Origin of the sequence: Butyrivibrio hungatei NK4A153, assembly GCF_000424465.1 — a bacterium.
In the GTDB taxonomy this organism is placed as follows: Bacteria; Bacillota; Clostridia; order Lachnospirales; family Lachnospiraceae; genus Butyrivibrio; species Butyrivibrio hungatei_A.
This window is the reverse complement of the sequence record NZ_KE384198.1, coordinates 120773-144773: the sequence shown is the minus strand read 5'-3', so window position 1 is coordinate 144773 and position 24001 is coordinate 120773. Positions and strand designations below refer to the sequence as shown.

Sequence of the window (24001 nt, the reverse complement as noted above, 5' to 3'; positions counted from 1 at the left end):
TGCATAACACTACCAATTAGAAAGAGTTCCATAAAGAGTTCCATTAAAAATGGCGTGGCGGCGAAGCTCCTTTCTTTGTGGCTTTACGAGATGAACGGAAGTTCGATCCCGGTCGCCGGCATTAGAGAGAAGCAGAGATGCTTCTTTTTTCTGCTATGTTGCGATATCATGGAAAATGAAAGGATAATAATGATAGAAGGCTCCAATTAAGGGAGTATGTAACAGATGATTTTGATATGTTTTGTGAAATGAGGAGAAAAGTTTGAAAAATAAGTTAGTTTTGGCAATAGTAATGACTGCAGTAATCTTGAGCGGATGTACCCAAGGCGCTGATGCGGCTACGGAAGAGCAGATTGGTGAAGAGGTAATTGCATCTAGTGAAGAGCAGGCATCGGAAGAAGAAAGTGTAGCTGAAGAAGCTAATACTGAAGATTATACTGACCAGATTAAGGCAGAGATTGATGGAATTGCAGCAGATTCTCTTTCGGATGAGCTTGTAAAAGCAAACGAGATCTACGACAAATACGATGAACTAAGAAGGAATGCTAAGACGCAGCTGGAGATGAATTTTTTAGGCCAGTGGGGAACTTTGGTGTGGAAAGATGAAACTTTAAGGCTTTTGGATCAATTAAAGGAAAAAGATCCTGCGAACTATGACGATTTTGTAGCCGGTTATGAAGAATGGGAAAAATATGTACCTTCCATGGCTGAGAGAATGAGCTCTAAATACAAGGATGGCTCAATTTACCCTACTATATATTCATACAACGAAGCTATGCGTTATAAGGAAATGGCATATAGTTATGCAAGTACCCTTGCAGATCTTAAAGGAGAGGTGGATTTTTCATTTCCGGATTCTTCTCCCTGCGGTTATTATGGAGATTATACGAAGGACGGCTATCTTTGTATCACAGAGGGAATGGAATCAGGGACCTATGATATTGTTGTACATATAGATGACTCAAAGGAGATTTGTGGAACGGGAACTATTTCTGAAAATCCGGATGCTTTGGAAAATATCATGTTTACAAGTGAAGATGGAAAAGTGAAGGGAGAAATAAGTTGTTTTGCGTTAGAGGGAGCAATTACTGTAACTGAGTCAGACGGTTCTGTTGTTGAGCCGAATGAAACATATAGTTTCACATTTAGATACTAATAAAAGAATAATGCACATATGATGTATGGCTGCCCCGGTGTACAAGATTGTACATCGGGGCAAAATATATAGCCAAAGTATACGAATGCTACTTTCATGGCGGCTTAATGGAGCGGATATAATGACAAAAATATACGATAATGATATAATGTTTTGAGCGCCAAGGATAGGGACTATGCTTGGCGATTTTTTTAGTAGGATGTAGAATTTGCGACACACTTAAAGGGTTTTGAGGAGTTAAATTGACACATAATAACGAGTTAAAAACACCATATTATTGTTTTGATGCAAATATATTGCACAGACACATTGCTGAGATGAAGGCAATAAGGGAGAAATACTCGAGTGATGATCTGCGTTTTTGTTATGCTATTAAAGCGAATTCCTTTCTTATTCCGTACATAGATAAAGATGTAGATTATTTTGAAGTTTGCTCTTGGGGCGAGCTGAAGATATGCAGGCAGTACGACGTTAATCCGGATAAAATTATTTTGTCCGGTGTCAATAAAGAACCGGGGATGATAGCAGATGCTCTTGAATACGGAGTAAGATTTTTTACTGCTGAATCAGTTAATCAATATAATGAGATTGTGAAGCAGGTCGAAGAGACAAATACCAACATTCAACTGCTTCCAAGGTTATTCAATGGGGCACAATTTGGAATGGATAAGAGTTGTATTGAGGAAATCATCAGCGATAGTTCCATACGTGCGGGTGTTAAGATTATCGGCATCCACTATTTTACGGGTACACAGAAAAAGAAGTTCAGTAAGATTGAGTCTGAGCTTAAGTTGTTGGAAGAGTTTTTTGCCGAATTAAAGAGCAAATATGGGTTTGAGCCGGAATTGCTTGAGTATGGACCGGGACTTGGAGTGCCCTATTTTATCGGGGATGATTTTGATAACTGTTATTCTGTGTATGAAGAGATGGTAAGCTACATTGCTTCTGCAAAATACAGCTATCGTGTGAACCTTGAAATGGGAAGGTTTTTTGCCGCTTCTTGCGGTGAATACATTACATCCGTTGCTGATGTAAAAGGTACACCTGATGCACCGATTCTTATACTTGACGGCGGTAGGAATCATATAAGCTATTACGGACAGAATATGGTAATGAAAACTCCTCTGATAGAGTCAGAGCGTAAGGGTGAAAATGACGAGGTTCCTTGCGACCTTTATGGATCTTTATGTTCATTTAACGATATGATCGCCAGAGCGGTTATGATACCGAGCCCAAAGATCGGAGACAGACTGGTATTTAAGAATATAGGTGCGTATTCGGTCACAGAGGGTATATATCTTTTCCTAAGCAGAGATCTTCCGGCGGTGTATGCTAAGGAAGAAGACGGACAATGCAAGATGCTCAGAAACGGTAATCCGACTTATGAAACGAATTGCCTGAATAAATAGTATATAAAAAGTAATACGAGGAGAAATTTGAAATGGATGAATTAATGGAAATATTAAAAGGCGCAAGACCTGATGTGGATTTTGAAAACGAAGAAGCTCTGATTGATGATGGAATACTGGTTTCATTCGATATCATTTATATTGTAAATGCCATAAATGAAGCGTTTGACATTGAGGTAAATGTATCTCAGTTAAAACCCGAGAATTTTAACAGTGCACAAGCAATGTGGGATATGATTCAGAATATGCAGGAATAATACGTATGAATGAGTATAATGTATTAAGCTTTTTGGAAAGCAGTGCTGAAAAATATCCTGAACGCGTTGCTTTTAAGGATAAAGATGAAGCAATAAATTATAACGATCTTTTGTCAAGAACTCAAAAGATTTCCTTTGTTATACGCAAAAATGCGCATATGGAGCCGTTTGAAAAGAACAGACCCGTTGCTGTTTTTATTGACAGAAATATAAGGAGTTTGCAGCTTTTTCTTTCAGTTGTATATAGTGGAAATTTTTATGTGCCTATCGATCCGACACTTCCTGTTGAAAGAATGCAGGCTATGTTGGATACGCTTCAGCCTGTATGTTGCATATCTGCTACAAAAAGAAAACTTCCGATTGAGGCGGAATCTTTTGATTCTTTGCTTGAACAGGCAGAGCAGATAGACGAATCTTATTGTGAATCAGTTAAAAGAATCAGAGAATTTGCGATTGATACAGATCCCGTATACGCAATCTTTACATCCGGAACGACCGGAATTCCCAAAAGTGTTATTGTAAGTCACAGAAGTGTCATTGATCTTGTGCATAGATTTGCAGAAAGTTTTCCTTTTCCTGATCAGCCGGTTATGGCAAATCAGGCTCCGTTTGATTTCGATGTTTCTGTAAAAGATATATATAACAGTCTGAATCTTGGCGGTACTGTAGTTATTGTACCTAAGAGTTATTTTGTTATGCCGGCGGCTTTGTTCCCTTATTTACAGGAGAACAAGGTTAATGTTCTTATATGGGCGGTTTCGGCACTCAGGATTGTTCAGAATTTTAAGCTGTTCGACGCATGCGTGCCGGATAGTATTTCTCTTGTAATGTTTTCAGGGGAGATTATGCCGGTAAAATGTCTCAATTACCTGATGGATTACTGGAAAGATGCAACCTTTGTAAACTTGTACGGACCAACAGAGATTACCTGTAACTGCAGTAGCTATATAATAAAGGACCGTTTGGAAGATACAGACAGTATTCCCATTGGAAAGAGCTTTGCCAATACGGAGATGTTCCTGATAGATCCCGATACAATGCAAAGAATACGCAAAGCAGGCGAAAAAGGTGAGATATGTGTCAAGGGATCTTGTCTTGCGCTGGGATATTATAGGAATCCTGAGCAAACAGATAAAGCTTTTGTACAGGACCAGGAAGTGACTGCATACAGCGATTTGATGTACAGGACGGGAGATATCGGATATTGTGATGAATCCGGTAATTTCTATTATGCCGGTCGAAAAGACCATCAGATCAAGCATATGGGTCATCGTATCGAAATGGGCGAGATAGAAACAGTGGTTAATGCTATCGATGAGATTAAAATGGCGTGTGCTGTATACAAAGAGGAAAAGGAAATGATATGTCTCTTTTACAGTGCCGATTCAGAATGCGATGATATCATAATCAAACAGATCAGAAAGTTCCTGCCTGCCTATATGCTTCCCAATAAGTTCATTTATATGCATGAGCTTCCATTGAATGCGCATGCTAAGATTGACAGAAAAAAACTCGCGGAACAGGAGATTTTTTAAAATGGTTTATTCCTTTTCTTTTTTGTTGTTCGTAACCGTGCTTTTTTTTGCATACTATTTTTTATTTAGGAATCATCAGTGGATTGTACTTCTGGTAGGCAGTCTGGCTTTTTATTTGTATACAGACCTGCGTTTTTCGGTATTTCTGGTTGTTACAACCGTTATGACTTTTTTTGGTGCAATAAAGTTGGAACAACTTGCAGATTTTCAGAAGAATAGCATAAAAGAGAATAAAGAAAAATGGACAAAGGAAGAGAAAAAGGCCTTTAAAGCAACTGTTTCAAAAAAGAAAAGACTTCTTTTAACCTTAATTGCCATCGTTGCTTTTGGAATGCTGATGGTGTTTAAGTGCAAAAAATTCCTTCCTTTCAGTTGGTTGATCCTTCCTCTTGGTATGTCTTTCTATACATTCCAGTCAATCGGTTATCTGATCGATGTCTACAGGGGAGATGTAAAAGCTGAGCGAAACTTCTTGCACTACGCACTTTTTGTGTCGTATTTTCCGCAGATCATTCAGGGACCCATTAACAGATTTGATAAATTACATCATCAGTTTTTTGAGAGGCATGATTTTGATTTTGCACAGATAAGATCGGGCCTGTGGCTCTTTTTATGGGGACTCTTTAAAAAACTTGTGATAGCGGACAGGCTTGCTTTATTTGTAAATATGGTCACTGAGCATACCGATGCTCCGGCAGGTTCCATCGTGGTTACGGCGATATTTTTGTTTAATATTGAATTATATGCCGATTTCTCGGGTGGAATAGATATGGTTCGCGGTATCTCTGAAATCTTTGGAATAACATTGGCAGAGAATTTTAAGAGACCTTTTTTTGCTACGACAATTGGTGAATATTGGCATAGATGGCATATATCTCTCAGTAACTGGATAAGAGATTATGTTTTTTATCCGATAGCACTTTCTAAAAGATATGCAAGTTTTTCTTCAAAGCTTTCAAAAAGAAATACGCATTTGGGAAAAACAGTTCCGGCGGGAATGGTTTCCGTATTTACATTTTTGTTGATCGGACTTTGGCATGAATTCAGTATTGCTTATATTGCATATGGACTTTGGCATGGTTTTGTAATGGCGAGCGCGCAGATTTTTGAGCCGTTTTTTAGCTTTTTGAATCGTTGCTTTTCTTTGAACAGAGAAAGCTATGCCATGAAGCTGTTTGGAAGAGCTCGTACCTGGATAATAATCTCAATTGGTGAGATGTTTACTATCACCGGCTCATTCTCGGGATTCCTAAGGCTCGTTTATCAGATTTTTCATAATTTTAACTGGTATAGGATCGTCACAGATATTGAGATGTACAGCCTTACCTACAAAGACTTTTTTGTGGTTGGCATTGGCGTGATCATTTGGTATGTAGTCAGCGTAAGGCAGGAAGAAGGTATGCAGATACGTGAGCATATCGCTGCCCAGCCTTGGCTTTTCAGATATTTGCTCACCGCAGGTGTTATAATGATAACTTTGATCTTTGGAGTTTATGGATCATCATATAATGCTGCTGACTTCATTTATGGAGGTTTTTAAAAATATGAAATCAAAATCGTTAAGGACTTTTGTGCAAGTAGTGGTGGGAGTACTGCTATTTGCGATGATGGTCTTATATGCATCAAAGGTTCTCGAGAGAAAAGACGCTTATGTAAAGTATGAAGCTTTTTTCAGAGAGAAAAATGATTTTGATGTTTTATTTTTTGGAAGCAGTAACATGCAGCTTATGGTGAATCCGCTTCAGCTATGGAATGAGTGCGGTATTACTTCGTACAATTTTGGAAATACTTCCGAAAGATTACCTGTGACGTATTGGACAATAAAGAACGCGCTTGAATATACAAGTCCCAAAGTGGTTGTCATTGAAATCAGCCAATATGGACAAGAGGAAAAATATAAAGATATGTACAGTGTACATCTTGCGTGGGATAGATTTCCGATTTCTTTAACAAAAATTAAAGCGGTTTATGATGTACTTAGTCCTTCGGATCCGAGATATGAACTTCTATTTGATATGATTCTTTATCATGACAGATGGAAAGAGTTGACGCCGGCAGATTTTTCAAAAGATTATTCTAAATCGATGGGATATGCCACAAGTCATGAGTATACAGCTTTTGAGAGACCGGAATATGAGTTCCGTATAGATGAAGCAGCTCCGAAGACGGAAGGTGTTATGTACCTGGAAAAAACTGTGGAGGAGCTTCAGGAAAAAGGTATACAGGTCGTATTTGTTCATTCGCCTGAAGTAAATAGCGAAGAAAAGCAGGCAAGGATAAATGCGGCATCTGTTACGGCTGAGAAGTACAATATTCCTTTAATTGATTTTACCGTGATGAAAGACTCTGTGGTTGATTATGCAACAGATCTGTCGGATGCAGACCATGCGAACATACAAGGGGCAACCAAGCTGACTCATTATATAGGTGAGTACCTTATGAGTAATTATGACCTCAAAAGTCATGCGGGAGATGCTTCATATAATGACTGGAATACTTTTTATGAAGATTACAGGGCTGAAAATGACGGAGTTCCTATGACTGTGAAAGAGGAAGAAGAGGAATAAAACATATAGCTAAATAGATTTGTGGGCAGATTATGTAGATGACATAACCTGCCCACTTTATATCATAGGAAATATGCTGAGCAACTCTTTGATTTATATTACTTATCGCTGTCTTTCTTAGGTGTTGCCTTAATTTCGACATCGTTAAGTCCGGTGATGTTTACGTTCTTGTTGACTTTGGCATCATATGTGCCGGCCTTCATGATCTCTGAGAAATCAACGCCTGTTGCTTCTGACATTGTGTCAAAGACCTGTTTCATTACTACGGGCATGTTGCCGGAAATCTGGCTTGCGCCGTTTGATCCGTCGCCTGTTCCGTAGATGTTGATCTTGTCGATCTGTGAAAGAGGCTTAGCAATTTCAGCAGCCATCTGAGGCATGATCTTGATCATCATTTCAGCCATAGCAGCGCCGTTGTACTTCTTGTAGGCTTCAGCCTTTTTCTCCATTGCTTCGGCTTCGGCAAGACCTTGAGCTTTGATGCTTTCAGCTTCGGCTCTACCTTTTGCGGCGATACCTGCGGCTTCTGCGTCGTACTTAGCCTTGATACCTGCAGCTTCCTGCTCGGCAGCATACTTCATTGCTTCAGCTCTTGCTTTCTGAGCCTCAGCTTCTTTTTCCTGTTCGTACTTACGAGCCTCAGCTTCGCGCTGTCTCTGGATGAGCTTTGCCTCAGCGTCTTTCTCTGCACGATACTTGTCGGCATCGGCTTTTTTCTCAATCTCAGCGGCAAGTTCCTGCTGCTTTACAAGAACTTCTTTCTGCTTAAGTTCAGCTTCGCGTTCAACCTTGGCAATCTCAGCATTAACTGTGGCTGCCTGGATTGTCTTTTGCTGTTCCTGATTCTGAATCTCATATGCAGCATCGGCTTCAGCCTGTGCTGTGTCAGCCTGCTTCTTAAGAGCGGCTTTCTTTATGTCAAGTTCGTTGTTCTTCTGTGCAATCTCGGTCTGAGCGGCAACTTTTGCATCGTTGGATGCTCTGTCGGCTTCAGCCTGAGCGATTGCTACGTCTCTGTCGGCCTGTGCCTTCGCGATAGCAGCATCTTTTTTGATCCTTGCTGTGTTGTCGGCACCGAGATCTCTGATAAGGCCGTTCTCATCTGTTACGTTCTGGATGTTGCAGGATATGATCTCGATACCGAGCTTATCCATGTCCTTTGAAGCTTTGAGCATAACCTGATCTGAGAATGAATCTCTGTCGGTGTTGATCGTGCGAAGATCGAGAGTACCGATGATCTCACGCATGTTACCCTGAAGGGAATCTTTAAGTTCCTGTGCGATCTGCGCGGGAGCCTTGTTAAGGAAGTTCTTTGAAGCAAGAAGGATTCCTTTTACCTTTACAGGTGAGTCCTCAGTACCGATGTTGATGATCCTGTCTGTTGCGATGCGAACCTTTGCAACAGCGTCTACATCAACGTTGATAAAGTCGTTTGTAGGAACGGATTGTTCAGTTTTTATATCTACGGTCATCTGTCCGAGGTAGAGTTTATCGACTCTTTCGAAAAAAGGAATCTTAACCCCGGCTCTTCCTATAAGGATTCTGGGTTCTTTGCGAAGACCGGAAATGATAAATGCCTGATCCGGAGGAGCCTTCACATAACCCATCGCAAAAATAAGTATTACAACCAAAGCTGTAACAGAAGCGCCAATAATAGCTGTCATAGTTCTCCTCCATTCTGACTGAGAATGCTCAGTCGCAGGTACATCCTTTGTTTTAAACGATTTTGTTTAGCGAATGTACGTGATTGATTTGTTATGCATTAAATATAATCTATGGTGAATCCTAGATAAATGCTGACTTTGAGGGAATATTACAGTCTATTTTGTAAAAAAAGCGAATTAGAAATTTTACGGGATTGAAGATTTGTTGTTGACACAGAAAAATTCGACAATTATAATCAGTACTAATAATTTTCAGAAAGAAGATATGGATATGAGAGAATTTATACTCATCAACAATAATACTAATACCAACCCAAATCCCGTGACCAAAAATCAGGGGACTATTAGTGTTATATTTGATGAGGTTTTTCGGATAAGTCATATCTGAAATAAAAAAGAAAATGCAGAGATAATAAGAGCCTCATCAAACAATAAGAGTTTGGTGGGGCTTTTACTATACCAAAAATTGAGAGGAGAATTGTTATGGAACTAATAAGAGTGCAGGATTCGGATTACAGGAAGGCGTATGAGCTGTATATGACTTTCGATGAAGATGAGAACGGCTTTGTCAACAGCGTTTACGGCTATGATTATGAGAGATTTCTTGAATGGATCGAGATGAAAAGAAACTGGTCGCTTGGGAAAGAGCTTCCTGAGGGATTTGTACCTGATACATCTTTTGTGCTTTCGGTTGACGGGGAGTATGTCGGCGTCTTTAACTTAAGGCATTATCTGAACGACTTCCTAAGAAACGGTCCCGGGCACATCGGCTATGGCATATCCAAGAAGTATAGGGGACATGGATATGCTACCGAAGGACTTAAAATGACACTTGGAAAGGCCAGAGAAATCGGAATTCATGAGGCTTATCTTTCTGTAAACAAAGACAATCCCGCAAGCTTACAGGTTCAGCTTAACAATGGCGCTTATATCCACCATGAGGATGATAAGGAGTATTATACAAGGATAAATGCGATAAGCGAGTCTGACAGTAGGGAAAAAATTGTAAGTGACTATTACAACCAGACAGATGAGGATGGCAGGCTTGATGAATCAAGGCACGGACAGCTTGAGTATGCAACAACAATGCACTATATTCACAGATTTGCGGATTTAGATAAAAAGTCGAAGATTCTTGAAGTCGGCGCGGCAACGGGAAGATATTCAATAGCACTTGCAAAAGAAGGCTTTGACGTTACAGCTGTAGATCTTGTTGAAAAGAACATTGAGATATTAAAGAAAAACAGCGAGGGAATCACAAACATTCATCCTATGCTTGGCGATGCGACTAAACTTACAGATCTTGAAGATGATAGCTTTGATGTGACGATGATTCTCGGACCTATGTATCATCTGTATGACAGGGAGGATGTGGATAAAGCTATAGATGAGGCGATAAGAGTTACTAAGCCCGGCGGAACTATAATGTTTGCCTTCATTTCGGTCTTTGCATTTATGTATGCGAACCATCTGGACGGAAACTGGAAGAACGGGGAAAAAGAAAACTTCACGGAGGATTATAAAGTAAGGCATTTCAAAGAGCAGATGTTTACGGGCTATGACGTTACGGAGTTTGAAGATCTTTTTACCGAAAAGGAAACAGAATATATCACGACAACCGGAGTTGACGGATTTATTCTTTCTATGGAGATGAATCCTGAATTCCAGATCTCGGATGAAGACTTTGAGTCGCTTAAAAAGTGGTATCTTGCATTTTCGGAGAAAAGGGAACTTCTTGGAAGTTCTACGCATCTTCTTTATATCTGCAAAAAAATCTGATAAATGCGTAGGGTTTCGCCGGTATATCAATTCAAATATCAGCGAAATACTGTAATAATATGATTAAACTTTTATAAAATAGCAGATATTTCTGCGCTTTCTTGTGACAATGTGCATTATTTAGTTTATAATAAAGTTGTTGATGATAAAGGTAACAACAATCTTTGCGCTAAAATTATTTAAAAAATATACTAATTTTCTATAAAATAATTATGCCTAAATGCCGATACATCAATTGGGTACATATACTGATGGTAATTGTTCCTTATAAACATAGTCACGAGAGGGGACGATATGGCGAGAACGAATGTAGTTACGGCTGACAGAGTCGTAAATTTCAAAGGCAGAAAGATTATTGAACTAAACTATTGGGAGATTTACGATCACAAAGCAAATATCTATAAGTGGGTCAAAAGAGTTTTTGATGTGGTAGCTGCATGCGTGGCGCTTATTTTACTGTCTCCGGTTTTCCTTTTAACTGCAATTGCTATTTTCGTTGAAGACGGAGGTCCGATTTTCTTTACCCAGCAAAGAGCGGGTAAAGATATGAAGAGCTTTACGATTTATAAATTTAGAAGTATGTACAAGAATGCGGAAGATCTGTTTGAGAAGATGCAGGAACAGAACGAGCAGACGGGACATGCTTTTAAGATCAAAGACGATCCGAGAGTAACTCACGTTGGAAAATTCATAAGAAGATATTCGATCGATGAGTTGCCTCAGCTGTTTAACATAATTAAGGGCGATATGAGTGTTGTAGGCCCAAGGCCGATTCTTTACGAACAGATGGAAGAGTGCAACGCTTATGAGAAGCAGAGGCTCATCGTTAAGCCCGGTCTTACCTGTTATTGGCAGGTGTGCGGCAGAGCCAAGATTAAGTGGGATCAATGGGTAGAGCTTGATCTTAAATATATTCAGGACATGAGTATAAAGAAGGATATAGAGCTTATCATCAGAACATTCCCCGCGGTATTTGGACAGGACGGAGCTTATTGAGATTATCGGGCAAAAGAGAATAATAAAAATCAAAGCTGTCATTTATAGTATCTGATACTAAAGTGGCAGCTTTTCTTTTCGTAAGTGAGCACTTGCGAGGTTATGTCGCATTTAGTACATATCCCAAGAGTTTTAGTTGGTTCTTTTGTCATAGGTTAAAAGAATGAAGCGCGTAGCCCATACTACAGGGAAAACAGGGTGCTTCATGCAAAAATATAAGAGCTTGTTAGCTTTTGAAGAAATGTCTACATGTGTGGACATTATTTTTTTGCGGATATCATCCCGTAGGAAAATAGAGCGTACTCTTTCCGTTACATTCGGAGCTCTGTGGCGAAGCTCAATCTTCATGGCAACAAAGAGCATTATGACAAATTCACGGTCTACCTGTATTTCCGCGGTAGATATTTTTTTATCCCTAAGGATTTCCTTGAAAGTCTTGTCGTTGAGCTCAAGGTTTGACAAGAGCTTTTGACTGTGGCCGTGTGCCATTGAATCGCTGATAAGTCTATAGTGGTAAAAATAGCTGTCTTTTGCTATAACAAGTCTTTTGGCATCGCAGATGGTGGGAAGCATTATATTTACGTCTTCGGCCATTACAATCGAGGTGTTGCAATACTTGATGTTATCAAGAAGAAGCTTTCTGGATGTGAGCTTCATGCATCTTGACATGGTAATGGGACGAACTTCGTTTCCAAGAAGGTTCTCTTTTATCTTATCAAGGGAGTCTCCTGTGTATACGCCGGGTGCAAGCCCCTGAGTTTCTTTTCTTCTCTCATTATTTTTCTCAACAATATAGTTTCCTGAGATTATCTCGCTGTCGGAAAAAGAAGGATCGGTGAGGGCATAGAGTTTCTCGAACATATCGGTGTCAATCCAGTCGTCACTGTCGATGAAACAAAGATAGTCTGCGCGGGCTCTTTTAACCCCTTCAGTCCAGGCGGATATGAGACCGCCGTTAGCCTTGTGGACTGCGATGACGCGATCGTCTTTTGCGGCATATTCGTCGCACTTTGCAGGACTTACGCCGTCTGTGGAACCGTCGTCAACGAGGATTACCTCAAACTCCTTGAAAGTCTGTGTGAGTACGCTTTCAAGGCATTCGTCCATATATTTGGCGGTGTTATAAACCGGGATGATTACACTGATATTGGGCTGTGACATTTCTTTTCCCTTCTGAATTGAATTAAATTCTACAAACTATCTTATCAGCGACTGAGTGTGCGTGTCAAAATGTGATAGAAACGTCAGTGTATTTGAGGTAAAATTAATAGTAACAAAAAATCTAGGAGGAAAGGGCGTATGGGTAAAGTTTTTCATGTAGATCATCAGATAGATAAGAAGAATGTAGAAGATTCGGTCACAGAGTGGACCAAAGTAGTTGAATACAGTGATATTAACAGCGAAAAAAGGCTTTTTGGCGGCAAACTTATGTCGTGGATAGATGAAGTTGCGCGAACAGTTGCATTGCGGCATTCCGGTAATCCCGTTATCACAGCGGCTGTCGACAACATGCAGTTCAAGCAGGGCGCGAAGCTCGATGATATACTCGTTATAATCGGAAAGATAACATATGTTGGCAGGACTTCGATGGAAATACGGGTTGATACTTACGTTGAGGACAGGCGAAACGGTATGCGGCACGTCCTTAACAGAGCGTATCTGACAGAGGTGTGCATAGATGATGATGACACTCCGGTTCTGGTTCCCTACGGGATAAATATAAAAACAGAGAACGAGCGTGCCGAGTGGGAAGGTGCAGAGAAGAGGATAATCCTCAGGAAGAAGCGCAGGATGGAAGGGTTCTGATAGATTGGATTTGTGCGCGGCATAGTGGATGGAAAACTAATGTGAAATATTTTTCACTTTTATATTGACTTGAGAAAATGTGAGTGATATATTTATAACATCAAATCGAGTTATAAATATATCACTTTTGTATTATGGAGGCATGAAATGAACAAGAACAGGAAAGTAACATTGAGAGATATTTTGGTTTCAAAGGTGGTTAGAAATATTGCCATTGCGGTATATTTCTGGATGTGGGCAAGAACAGATTATAAGGAGTCGTACTCTATGATTCAAAGTTCTGTCGGCGTTTTTCTTGCAGTTTTTTATTACATGCTCTATTCAAGAGAAAGAAAGTATAAGAAGGAATGCTTTGACGAGCTTGCAGAGAGAAACTTAAACAAATGCAATGCTATTTGCTATAAGATTATGGCTGTTATCATGGTCGCACTTGCTTTTACGGCTGCAATAGTAGGACATACTGAAGCTTTTGGAACTGATGTTATCGGTTGGATCCTCGTAATCTCACTTGTAGTTGTTTCAATCGTGAGAGTTATCCTGTATTCTGCCATCGATAAAAAAGGAGAATAAGCCCATGGCACTTATCACTAAGGTAAAAGAATATCGCGAAAAAGCAGGTTACAAGCAAAGTGAGCTCGCCGAGATGGTCGGCGCAAGACGCGAAACAATCGTCCACCTTGAAAACGGCAAATATAACCCGTCGCTTAAGCTTGCGATGGACATTGCCAAGGTCTTTGGCGTTACCGTTGAGGAGTTGTTCGAGTTTACGGAAGATTGATAAGAGAATAGAGAAGAGAAAGGCGCAGATTGGTGTAAGAATGGGTACAAAATCTGCGCTTTTTTAATAAGAAATAATGTAGAATTCTACAATTTTTCTTATTAGTTTTTACTGTTTTGGCTTTTTTAATGAGAAAAAGTGTAGAATTCTACATTTTTGGAGAATAGAATGATAAAAAGAGATAAGGTTCCAAGACATCTGATGTGACTATAAATGGTATCGAAATACGCGAATTTTTATGAAAAGGGCTGAATTGTAAAGAACAATTCAGCCCGGAATTTTATTTATTTGTGCTTTTGTATTTTTCAAGCTCTTCTTGTAATGTTTTAAGTTCTGCTTGTAATTTTACGATCTCATTTTCGTATTTTTCTTCCGCATCAGTATAGCCGGCGGTATACTGTGAATTCATCTGCTCTCTGTAACGGCGCTGGCCTTCAAGAAGTTCTTTAGCCTGATTGTCATAATTTAGTTCGAAGATCATGTTACCTACCTCCTCAATATCAGGATGATTCTTGGCAAGTTTTTTAAATTCTTCCCAAGTAGTTGCTTTAAAAAGATTCGCCCAGTACACAAGATTGTGGTTGATATCTTCTTGTGTAGCAAGGTCTGTGTGGTTTAATTGTAGCACATTTATACCGAATTTATCAGTATATAAGTGGTGGTTTTTGATATTGGTAAGACGGTATCTGGCATAGAATTCTTTTGCTGCTTTTGGGATGAGCGTCTGATCCGTGATGCAGAATAGCGTTGTAGGTTTGATGAGAGAATAATTATCACCGCTGCCAATATTGTCATATACTCTGCATAGATAGAGTATTGAGCGTGATATCCAATACTTATCGGGATATACCTGGAGCTCGATATTGAGAATCTCATTGTTGTTGAGAGTTAGCTTTATATCCATGATTGTTTCTTTTCCCGCGCTGTTAAGGTCGATTGGATTCTCGACAAGGATATCTTGTACATCATCGGGAGACAGTCCTTTTAGGGCACATACAAGACCTGTTAATGCGGTTTTAGAATTTTGCATGACGTAATGGAACATCATATCGCTCATGAGAGTGAATTCGATTTCGCCTGTAGCAGTTTCATAGGTGAGTTTATTAGATTCGTCTTTTGACTTGGTCATTTAGATATTTCCTTTCATAGAAAAAATAGAATTGGCAATTTGCCATGAATCGGCTTGGAATTGTCGTTGAAAGACTGCCGACTTTTTCAATGATATCAGATAAATCTTAAGAAATACCGTCGAAAAATCTTAAGATTTTTTGTAGTATGAAAAAAGAAATATCAAGGGCGCAGATTGGTGTAAGAATGGGTACAAAATCTGCGTCTTTTTCTATGACAAAATACTATATATAGATTATAATTATTATGAAATTTGGGATTAATGAGAGTTTAGAACGCTATTTTTGAGTATTTTGACAGAATTAAACTATGATTATGTGGAGAATAATATGTCAATTGGAAAAATAGTTAAATCAGTATACCATTGCATGCAACGACATTATCTTACATTTAGATTATTGGTATGGTTAAAAGAGAAGGGAATAACTCGAAGAATTAATTTTTTGATTTCTCATAGCAATGATGCTAATCAACGTAATAATCCGACAAGTCAGATGTTACAGTCTCAAGAATTTTTTTCTGATAGGGAAGTAAAAGGGCGCTTGGAAAATGTTATGAGTTATCTGGCTGATGAAAAATCTTGCAAAGTATTATCGGCTTGTATAGATTATCGTACAAAACGAACCCCTATTCCAAATGAATTGTTTTCAGAAAACGACCAATACTTTGTTTCTGAATTGATACATCTTAAAGATGGCGAAATATTTGTGGACGGCGGTGCATATACCGGAGATACAATTCAACAGTTGCTTGACGAAGCAAAGAAACAAAAGGTTAATATTAGAAAAATATATGCATTCGAGCCGGAAGAAAACAATTATTCATTGTTGAGCAAGTTTTATGGTAAACGTTCGAATATAAAATTGATACAGCAAGGATTATCGGATAAAAATGAAGTGCTTCTATTCAATGCCAGCGGAGTGACAGCAAGGATAGTCGATGATGAAGAAAATGCAACGGATAAGATCAAAGTAATGAATCTGGATAGTTTTGAAGAATGTAAAGATGTCAGCTTTATAAAAATGGATATAGAAGGTTCGGAGTGGGATGCATTGCGCGGCGCAAGGGAACTAATAGTTAGGAACAAACCTAAGTTAGCTATATGTTTGTACCATTCTGATCGGGATATGGTACGTCTTATAGAGCTTGTTCATGAGTTGGTTCCTGAATATAAGCTATATGTAAGACATCATAGCAAGAGTAATGTGGAAACTGTTTTATATGCTGTTTAATAATAAGTGTGTTTTTGGCGTAGATAGACACAAAATCTACGCCTTTTCCCTATGACAAAGTACTAGATATAGATTATAATTTATTTGAGTGTTTATGTGATTTTGGGGCATTGTGAGTAAAATGAACGATAAAAGCGAGATTCAAAAAATTGAATTAGGCATATTAAAAGAGATAGATAAACTCTGTAAGCAGCATGATATCAGCTACTTCCTGATAGGTGGATCCATGCTTGGTGCAGTGCGCCATCACGGTTTTATTCCTTGGGATGATGACATCGATATTGGAATGCTTAGGGCAGACTATGATAAGTTTGCAACTATCGCTGAAAAAGAACTTGAGCACCCGTTCAGATTAAATACATTTCGTAATAATAAAACCCATCATTATTATTTTATGCATGTTGTAAATGAAGAATATTCTGTACGTCGACTTGGAAGTATAGATAAAAGAGTAGAAAATGTCTGGATTGATATTTATCCCATCGACGGATTTCCTAAGGGTAAGATAAGGCAGAAAACAGAGTATTGCAAACTTCAGTTTTACAGATTCATGTATCATTTGGGCTTTTTTGAAAAAATCAATCTTTCCAGACCCGGAAGACCATTATATCAGAGAATGATTCTTTCGGTTTTAAAGAGGACATATGGTTTGTTTTCGATAGATGGTTCCAAGTGGAGAGATAAGCTTGATACAGAACTTAGAAGTCTGAGTAGCAAGAATGCAGATTATTTTATCAATTATATTGGCATGCAAGGAGAAAGAGAGCTATTTAAGGCAGATGTTTTTTTTCCACTTAAACAGTATAAGTTTGAAGATATGAGCGTCAATGGAGTGAATGATTTTGAAATATACCTGACTCAATTGTATGGGGATTGGGAAGTTCCTCCTGCCAAAAAAGAAACTCATCCTATGGAATTTGTTGAATAAGGAAAAATAACATATATGGGTAAATTATGATGGGAGAAATTGTAAGCGTTGTAGTTCCTGTTTATAACATTAAGGAATATATAGATAAATGCATTGATAGCATTGTAAATCAGACCTACTCTGAAATCGAGATAATTATTGTTGATGACGGTTCCAGTGACGGTACAGAGCAGATTATAGATGAATATGAGAAGAAATATAAAAATATAGCAGTATATCATACTGAAAATAAAGGGGTTTCTGCAGCCAGAAATCTGGGAATCAGTAAAGCAAGCGGTAAGTGGATAATATTTGTAGATGGTGATGACTATGTGGAAAACGGATATGTTGAAACACTTGTAGAACTGATGAAAAAAAATAGTGATTGTAATTTGGCTATTTGTAATCATTGCGAAGTTGATAGTGCAGATAACAAAGAAAAGTTTAATTGGTTCGAAAATGTGATCAATGGAAAAATAGAAAAAAAAGATAAGCTCATGTTAAAACTGTTTGGCGTTGAGTTTTGTGGTGAAAGTAGCAGATATTTTGGGACAGTATGGGGCAGAATGTATAATCTGCCTATTATTATTGATAACAATATTTTGTTTCCTGAGAAGTTGTCATTTGGAGAAGATTTGGATTTTAATATTAACTATTTGCGATATGTACATAACGCATATTTTTCTCCAAGAGCACTATATAATTACAGAATGCGTAGTCAATCAGCTTCAAGAGAACAAGTGGGAAAAGAGAAATATATTAAGTTTTATGATCAATGTCTTGAAATTATTAGTGAATATATAGATAAATCATCGCAGAGGGCTTTAATTGATTTTATTGGCTTACACTCGATGTATAAGATATTGAGCACAATGGGACGAATAGGTGTAAAAGATGTAAAGTATCTGGTGAATCTAAGAACAGGATTTAGAGATACTATTGAAAATCCGAAATTTGAGTATTTTGATCTGAAAAAGAAAGTGTTATGGTTTGCAATAAGGTATAAGTTGGCTGCTTTTTTAAATTTTCTTTTGCGGATAAAAAATAAAAAAGAGGGAATCATTTGAGTAAGATAAGTATAATTGTTCCTGTCTATAATGTTGGGAAATATGTAGAAAAAACGATATTGAGTGTTTTGAACCAGACATACAAGGATTTTGAGTTAATAATCATTGATGATGGTTCAACAGATGAATCCGGAGAGATTTGTGACAGATTAACTTGTAATGATAATAGAGTTAAAGTGATACATCAGAAAAATGCAGGAGTTTCTGTAGCAAGGAACGTTGGCATGGCGGAAGCTACCGGTGAGTGGATTACTTTTTTAGACGGGGATGATTATTTAGACGAGGATTATTTACAAGAAATGATTATATCCGCCGATAGTGGGGATTATCAAATAGTAATGTGTGCATATTATTATGTGGATTCAGAAAATGTAAACGAGTATTCTTTTTTTGCGGGAAATAAAATATTCAACGAATTAGATCGTGAATTACTAATAAAAACAGCGCTGGGAACAGAACTGCCAAAAAATAGAAAAGCTACTACAGGAGGACCGTGTATGAAGCTGTTTAAAAGCAGTTTTTTGCGCGAGAATGGATTTCTTTTTGTTCCTGGATTAAAGAAAAGGCAGGATGAAATTTTTATAATTGATTGTTTTTCAAAAGTTGCTAAATTGTATTATATTGATAAACCTTTATATTTTTACGTATATAGGGAGGCATCTACTGTAAATACCTATCATCATGATCAAAATCAAATTGCTTTACAGGTTATGGGACATTTGAAGGAGTTTTTTTCTAGAAACTTGTGGATTAAAGATTCAAATGCACTTTACAACAACCGTGTATTGATATTGATTTTGGAAGTCTTCAAATTAAAGTATGTTAGAAAAGAATGTGATATGTCATTTTTTGAAAAAGTTAAGCAGATAAGGAAATTATGCGAGAATGAATTATGCTCAGATACATTTAAAAAGCGGAATTATTATAAGCTTAGTTCTAAATTTAGTATTTTTGATTTTTTTATTCGTAAGAGAATGTACATATTGGCATATTTATTATGCAAGATAAGATATTGTGGTTGATCTAAAATTTGTAAGTAGATTTAGGAGGGGATTGTCATTAGTAAGAGGGAAACTTTTGGAAAATATTTAGCATATTTTATATTTGTTATGTGGTTTAGTACTGAAATATTATTCCGAACCTCTATGGAGTATTTTATGTTTTGGAAACGAGATGTTGCTAATGATGCTGTTGCAGTTATTATTTTGTTGCTTTCATTTGTGCAAATATCAGTATTTCAGAAGTACAGTATTAGAGAGATGTTCATTATTTCATTGATTTCAATAGCAATGATAATTTGCACATTTACTTCCGGAAATAATATAATGCTTTCTACTTGGATTTTTATTTTGCTGGCAAAATATATAGATTTTGATAGAGTAGCGCTTTTATCATACATAATTCTTATTCTGACTATATCCATTGTATTATATCTATTTTTTTCCGGAAATATAAATGAGGTAATGACATATAGAAAAGGAATTATTAGGCATTCATGGGGGTTTTCACATCCTAATTGGCTCGGAATGCGTGTATTTGAGTTGATAGTGGCACATTGTTATGTGAGACGGAATAGTATAAAGTGGTATGATGTTCTTTTAATTATTTTTGGAATGTTCTTTGCTTATAAAGTTCCTAATTCTCAAACGGCATATGTTTGTTTGGGGATTTTTATGTTTCTTTTGATGCTATATTATCTATCAGATTATTTTGTTGATGGAAGAAAAATATTTGGTAAATGCATAATATATATGGCTTTTTTTGCTAATGCATTTAGCATTGCAATGTCATTATTTAATGTAAAAAAAATTCCGGTTTTATCTAAGTTGGACAAAATGTTATCTTTACGATTTTCAAATTGCTATAGGGTCATAAAACGTTTTGGAATTCATTTGATGGGCACAAATGTTGAGCTATATTCAAAAAGGATGGGAATCAGATATACAAAATATTATTTAGACACGGCGTATACAGCTATATTGGTGAGGTATGGGATTATTATATATATTGTTTTTTCAGTTTTATATATTTACGCTATGTATTATTGCTATAAAAAACAGAATTATATGCTAGTCATTATTTATGGGGTATATGCATTGTATGGAATAATGGAAAATACATTATATTCATTAAGTTTAAATATTTTTTTATTTGGAATTGCATGTCCGTTATATAATAAAGAGTTTATTAATAACACGATAGAAAAGGCTCATAAAAGATTTAAAATTTCATTTGGGTACGGATTGTAAGTTAGCATCATGGAGTGATTATGCGAACAATTAGCAATATAATTTGGCGTTTGATGGAAAAAGTCGGAGTTCAAATTGCTGAATTGATCATAACGTTTATAGTAGCAAGAATTATTGGACCAAAAGCATATGGTACACTTGCAATAATACTTTCTATTATTGCGATACTTAATGTGTTTGTTGATGGAGGATTGGCCAGTGCGCTTGTACAGAAAAAAGATATCGATGATGTTGATATAGCAAGCGTGTTTTTTTTTAATATATTTTTTTGTGCAGTAATATATATCGGGTTATACATGGCAGCTTCATATATTGCAAGTTTCTATAGAAAAAATGATCTTGTTGCCATGATTAGAATAGCAGGATTGATAATTATCATTTCCGGAGTGAAAAATGTCCAACAAGCTATTATAACCAGATATTTGCAGTTCAAAAAGTTTTTTTGGGCGACAATTATAGGAACCTTTATTTCTGCAATTATTGGAATCAATATGGCTTTACGTGGATGGGGAACATGGTCTTTGATTGTGCAAGTGGTCAGTAATGCACTTATTGATACTGTGATTTTGTGGCTTAGATCTCAGTGGAAACCCAGATTTGTTTTTTCATTAAAAAAACTTAAAGTATTATTGAGTTATGGGATTCGAATTATGTTTTCGAATTTTATAGATGTTTTATATGGCAATATGAGACAGCTACTTATGGGAAGGTATTATTCCGACGCGGATTTAGCATTTTATAACAGAGGAAGGAGCCTTCCTAAAGCATTTATTGAGAATATAAATGCGTCAATAGATAATGTTATATTTCCTGTGATTTCGATAGACCAAGATAATCCGATTCGCGTAAAAGAAATTGTGCGAAAAACAATTGTGGTCAGTAATTATTTAATTACACCGCTGTTGATGTTTATGTTTGTTGCTGCGGAAGGAATTATAAAGCTTCTGCTTACAGAAAAATGGTTGGATTGTGTGTTTTACATGAGGGTGTTTTGTGTAATCTACATATTTCAACCTATACATACTGCCAATATTAATGCGTTAAAAGCTATGGGAAAAAGTAATTATGTACTTAGGATTGAGGTGATAAAAAAAATTGTCGGAGTCAGTACATTTTTGCTTGTGATTCCATATGGTATGAAGGCAATAATGTGGGCATATCTTGCAAATAATTTTTTTGATCAACTTGTGAATAGTTATCCGAATAAAAGGATGATCGGTTACAGCTATTTCAATCAAATAATTGATATTATGCCATGTATCTTATCAGCTTTGATTTTGGGAAGTGTTTCGTGGTGGATTGGTAAGCTTAATATCGGTTTCGTTATGATTCTGGTTCTCCAATTTTTGATAGTGGCTTTATATTTTGCTATTTCAATCGTGTTTAAATTTGAGAGTTATAAGTATATCAATGAGATAATCAGACAATATATAAAGAATATTAAGAGGCATGTATAGTGTGAAAAAAAATATTTTAAAAAGAATACAACGAAGGATAATATATTTTTTTCAATGGTGTAGATGGCCTTTTTATGTTTTGAGAGGTTTTGAAGAAAATAATGTAGGAGATAAATGTTCAGAATCTTTAGTTGTTTCTTTGACATCATATCCCAAGAGAATTGATAAAGTTCACATTGTTATTAAATCATTACTTATGCAGTCAAAGAAACCTGACAGATTGATATTGTGGTTGGCAGTTACTGATTTTCCTAAGCGTGAGGTGGAGTTACCTTCAAAATTGACTAAACTAAAAAAGTATGGTTTAGAGCTAATGTGGTGTGAAGATATCGGATCGTATAAAAAATTCATACCAACATTAAAGATGTTTCCGGGGGATGTGATTATTACAGTAGATGATGATGTCTTTTATCGGAAAAATACTTTGGCAGATTTATGCAAACTTCATGAGGAGTATCCTGAGTGTATATGCGCTAACAGGGTAACAAAATTTTCATTGGATAAATCAGATGAATTTGTTATAGAGTCGGGAGGATATGAGAAGTGGAGAGAACCATCTTTTTTGAATAAACTTACCGGATGCGCAGGAGTATTGTATCCTGTAAATTCATTGTATAAAGATATACTTGATGAAACTATCTTTATGAAAGAATGTAGAACAAATGATGATATATGGTTTTGGCTGATGGGAGTTTTGAATGGAACACGAGTAATTGCTAACAGTAACGAAGAGCATTTATTGGTGCTTTCGATTCCCGGAACGCAAAAGAACATTGCACTTTCTGAAATTAATGATAGAGGTGAGAAACTTTTTTGGAAAGATTTTCGCGCAATGCTTTTGCATTATCCGAAACTTGAAAGTATTTTAAAAAATGAATATCACCGCTTATCAATATAATTAGCTAATTAAAATTGTATATGATTCTAAGGGAAATTATGAACGGAAGTAAAAGAATAAAATATTATATAAAAAAGAATATGCCCAAGTGCTGTTATCCTTTTCTGATAGAATTACAATATTACAAGAAAAAAAAATATTTTTTTGATTTTAATAATCCAAAGACATTTTGTGAAAAAATACAATGGGCAAAACTATGTAGAAGAGATGCAATATTTACGCATTTAACGGATAAGATTGCTGTTAGAGATTATGTAAGAGAAAAGATAGGCAATAAATATCTAGTTCCACTTATTGGTGGAATATACAATGATAGTGAGGATATTGATTTTGAAAAACTTCCCAATGAATTTGTGATAAAAACCAATCATGGATGCGGATGCAATATTATTGTGTTGGATAAGTCAAGGCTTGATGTAGTAGAAGTAAAAAAGAAAATTAGACAGTGGATAAATCATAATTATGCTTATGATATGTTTGAGCTTCAATATAAAGATATAGTTCCCAAAATATATATAGAAAGGAATTTATTATCTGTAAGTCATGGAAATTTGGCTGATTACAAGTTTTTTTGTTTTAATGGGAAGGTGTTTTGCATATATGTTATGACAGATGGTTATCCTGATCACAGTAAATCCAAACTTGGAATATTTGATAGAAATTTCAACTTGATGGACTATAGAAGAAAAGATTTTTGTCCTATAGATAAGCAACTGGATAAACCTATTAATTATGATCATATGGTGGAAATTGCTGAGAAATTATCTGAAGGTTTCTCACATGTTAGGGTTGATTTGTATAACATAGAGGGAAATATATATTTTGGGGAGATGACTTTTACAACAGGCGGAGGATATTTTGAACATGTTCCGGAGGAGTTTGATACAATACTTGGAGAACAATGGAACCTTAATAGTGGTCTGTAAGTAGGTGACAGTTACTGGTATCTTTTTTTATGGTATTGCATACAAAACTGTTTCAGATGTGTCTCTGGAGTGATGTCTGATGTACAGTTTGTATGAAGGGTTTAAGTCGTGGATAAAAGGAATGATTCTGATCATGTCTTCGTATCCCCCGTGTCGGAAAACAGCTGCATGGATTATATTTTTACTGAGG

At 36.7% G+C, this 24001-nt stretch carries 23 protein-coding genes; 20 read left to right on the top strand and 3 right to left on the bottom strand.

Features of this window, described 5'->3' with window-relative positions; translation table 11 throughout:
- From G628_RS19030 to G628_RS0115350, 7 genes are all read left to right on the top strand, one after another.
- On the top strand, nt 1-210 hold a 210-nt coding region (locus tag G628_RS19030; RefSeq protein ID WP_207637993.1), incomplete at its 5' end, for a hypothetical protein.
- Between the two features lie 52 nt (nt 211-262).
- Nucleotides 263-1156 carry a hypothetical protein gene (locus G628_RS0115375; protein ID WP_027209515.1) on the top strand — a complete coding sequence of 298 codons (894 nt, stop codon included), beginning with the start codon at nt 263-265 and terminating at the stop codon, nt 1154-1156.
- A gap of 317 nt (nt 1157-1473) precedes the next feature.
- Complete coding sequence (locus tag G628_RS0115370) at nt 1474-2565, top strand: diaminopimelate decarboxylase family protein (RefSeq protein WP_207637992.1); 1092 nt, start codon at nt 1474-1476, stop codon at nt 2563-2565.
- Between the two features lie 32 nt (nt 2566-2597).
- Nucleotides 2598-2822 (top strand): hypothetical protein, encoded by a 225-nt coding sequence (locus G628_RS0115365; RefSeq protein WP_026655730.1) that lies wholly within the window; start codon nt 2598-2600, stop codon nt 2820-2822.
- A gap of 5 nt (nt 2823-2827) precedes the next feature.
- On the top strand, nt 2828-4357 hold the full coding sequence (locus G628_RS0115360) for an amino acid adenylation domain-containing protein (RefSeq protein WP_081670778.1): 1530 nt from the start codon (nt 2828-2830) through the stop codon (nt 4355-4357).
- A 1-nt stretch (nt 4358) separates the two neighbouring features.
- Nucleotides 4359-5897, top strand: coding sequence for an MBOAT family O-acyltransferase (locus G628_RS0115355; RefSeq protein WP_027209512.1), 1539 nt, complete (start codon nt 4359-4361; stop codon nt 5895-5897).
- Between the two features lie 4 nt (nt 5898-5901).
- Nucleotides 5902-6924, top strand: coding sequence for a hypothetical protein (locus tag G628_RS0115350; protein ID WP_034501065.1), 1023 nt, complete (start codon nt 5902-5904; stop codon nt 6922-6924).
- Between the two features lie 98 nt (nt 6925-7022).
- On the opposite strand, the gene G628_RS0115345 is transcribed toward G628_RS0115350, so the two are convergent.
- On the bottom strand, nt 7023-8588 hold the full coding sequence (locus tag G628_RS0115345) for a flotillin family protein (RefSeq protein ID WP_027209510.1): 1566 nt from the start codon (nt 8586-8588) through the stop codon (nt 7023-7025).
- 483 nt (nt 8589-9071) lie between these two features.
- On the opposite strand from G628_RS0115345, the gene G628_RS0115340 reads away from it, so the two are divergent.
- Entirely contained in the window at nt 9072-10367 is a 1296-nt protein-coding gene (locus G628_RS0115340; RefSeq protein WP_027209509.1) for a GNAT family N-acetyltransferase, read from the top strand.
- 294 nt (nt 10368-10661) lie between these two features.
- Nucleotides 10662-11363 carry a sugar transferase gene (locus tag G628_RS0115335; protein WP_027209508.1) on the top strand — a complete coding sequence of 234 codons (702 nt, stop codon included), beginning with the start codon at nt 10662-10664 and terminating at the stop codon, nt 11361-11363.
- A gap of 132 nt (nt 11364-11495) precedes the next feature.
- Here G628_RS0115335 and G628_RS18345 read toward each other — a convergent pair whose 3' ends face one another.
- A complete protein-coding gene (locus G628_RS18345) occupies nt 11496-12524 on the bottom strand; it encodes a glycosyltransferase family 2 protein (RefSeq protein WP_027209507.1) in 1029 nt (342 codons plus the stop codon).
- A 138-nt stretch (nt 12525-12662) separates the two neighbouring features.
- Here G628_RS18345 and G628_RS0115325 point away from each other — a divergent pair, with 138 nt between their 5' ends.
- The 3 genes from G628_RS0115325 (at nt 12663) to G628_RS0115315 (ending at nt 13947) form a co-directional block, all read left to right on the top strand.
- Complete coding sequence (locus G628_RS0115325) at nt 12663-13169, top strand: acyl-CoA thioesterase (RefSeq protein ID WP_034501062.1); 507 nt, start codon at nt 12663-12665, stop codon at nt 13167-13169.
- Between the two features lie 147 nt (nt 13170-13316).
- Nucleotides 13317-13739, top strand: coding sequence for a hypothetical protein (locus G628_RS0115320; protein ID WP_027209505.1), 423 nt, complete (start codon nt 13317-13319; stop codon nt 13737-13739).
- A 4-nt stretch (nt 13740-13743) separates the two neighbouring features.
- Nucleotides 13744-13947: a helix-turn-helix transcriptional regulator gene (locus G628_RS0115315; protein ID WP_026655720.1), complete on the top strand. Its 204-nt coding sequence runs from the start codon at nt 13744-13746 to the stop codon at nt 13945-13947.
- Between the two features lie 280 nt (nt 13948-14227).
- Here G628_RS0115315 and G628_RS0115310 read toward each other — a convergent pair whose 3' ends face one another.
- On the bottom strand, nt 14228-15076 hold the full coding sequence (locus G628_RS0115310) for an Rpn family recombination-promoting nuclease/putative transposase (RefSeq protein WP_027209504.1): 849 nt from the start codon (nt 15074-15076) through the stop codon (nt 14228-14230).
- Nucleotides 15077-15404: 328 nt separating this feature from the next.
- On the opposite strand from G628_RS0115310, the gene G628_RS0115305 reads away from it, so the two are divergent.
- From G628_RS0115305 to G628_RS17695, 8 genes are all read left to right on the top strand, one after another.
- Nucleotides 15405-16307, top strand: a complete 903-nt coding sequence (locus G628_RS0115305) for an FkbM family methyltransferase (protein WP_027209503.1) — start codon at nt 15405-15407, stop codon at nt 16305-16307.
- Nucleotides 16308-16428: 121 nt separating this feature from the next.
- Complete coding sequence (locus G628_RS0115300; protein ID WP_027209502.1) at nt 16429-17235, top strand: LicD family protein; 807 nt, start codon at nt 16429-16431, stop codon at nt 17233-17235.
- A 26-nt stretch (nt 17236-17261) separates the two neighbouring features.
- Nucleotides 17262-18281, top strand: coding sequence for a glycosyltransferase family 2 protein (locus tag G628_RS0115295; RefSeq protein ID WP_081670775.1), 1020 nt, complete (start codon nt 17262-17264; stop codon nt 18279-18281).
- A complete protein-coding gene (locus tag G628_RS18340; RefSeq protein ID WP_051199247.1) occupies nt 18278-19303 on the top strand; it encodes a glycosyltransferase family 2 protein in 1026 nt (341 codons plus the stop codon). Before G628_RS0115295 ends, G628_RS18340 begins: the two co-directional genes overlap by 4 nt.
- 135 nt (nt 19304-19438) lie before the next feature.
- A complete protein-coding gene (locus tag G628_RS0115285; RefSeq protein ID WP_027209500.1) occupies nt 19439-20530 on the top strand; it encodes a hypothetical protein in 1092 nt (363 codons plus the stop codon).
- A gap of 20 nt (nt 20531-20550) precedes the next feature.
- Nucleotides 20551-21987 carry a lipopolysaccharide biosynthesis protein gene (locus G628_RS0115280; RefSeq protein WP_027209499.1) on the top strand — a complete coding sequence of 479 codons (1437 nt, stop codon included), beginning with the start codon at nt 20551-20553 and terminating at the stop codon, nt 21985-21987.
- A 1-nt stretch (nt 21988) separates the two neighbouring features.
- Complete coding sequence (locus G628_RS17700; RefSeq protein ID WP_051132223.1) at nt 21989-22885, top strand: hypothetical protein; 897 nt, start codon at nt 21989-21991, stop codon at nt 22883-22885.
- A 38-nt stretch (nt 22886-22923) separates the two neighbouring features.
- On the top strand, nt 22924-23811 hold the full coding sequence (locus tag G628_RS17695) for an ATP-grasp fold amidoligase family protein (protein WP_051199246.1): 888 nt from the start codon (nt 22924-22926) through the stop codon (nt 23809-23811).
- The last annotated feature ends 190 nt before the right edge of the window (nt 23812-24001 follow it).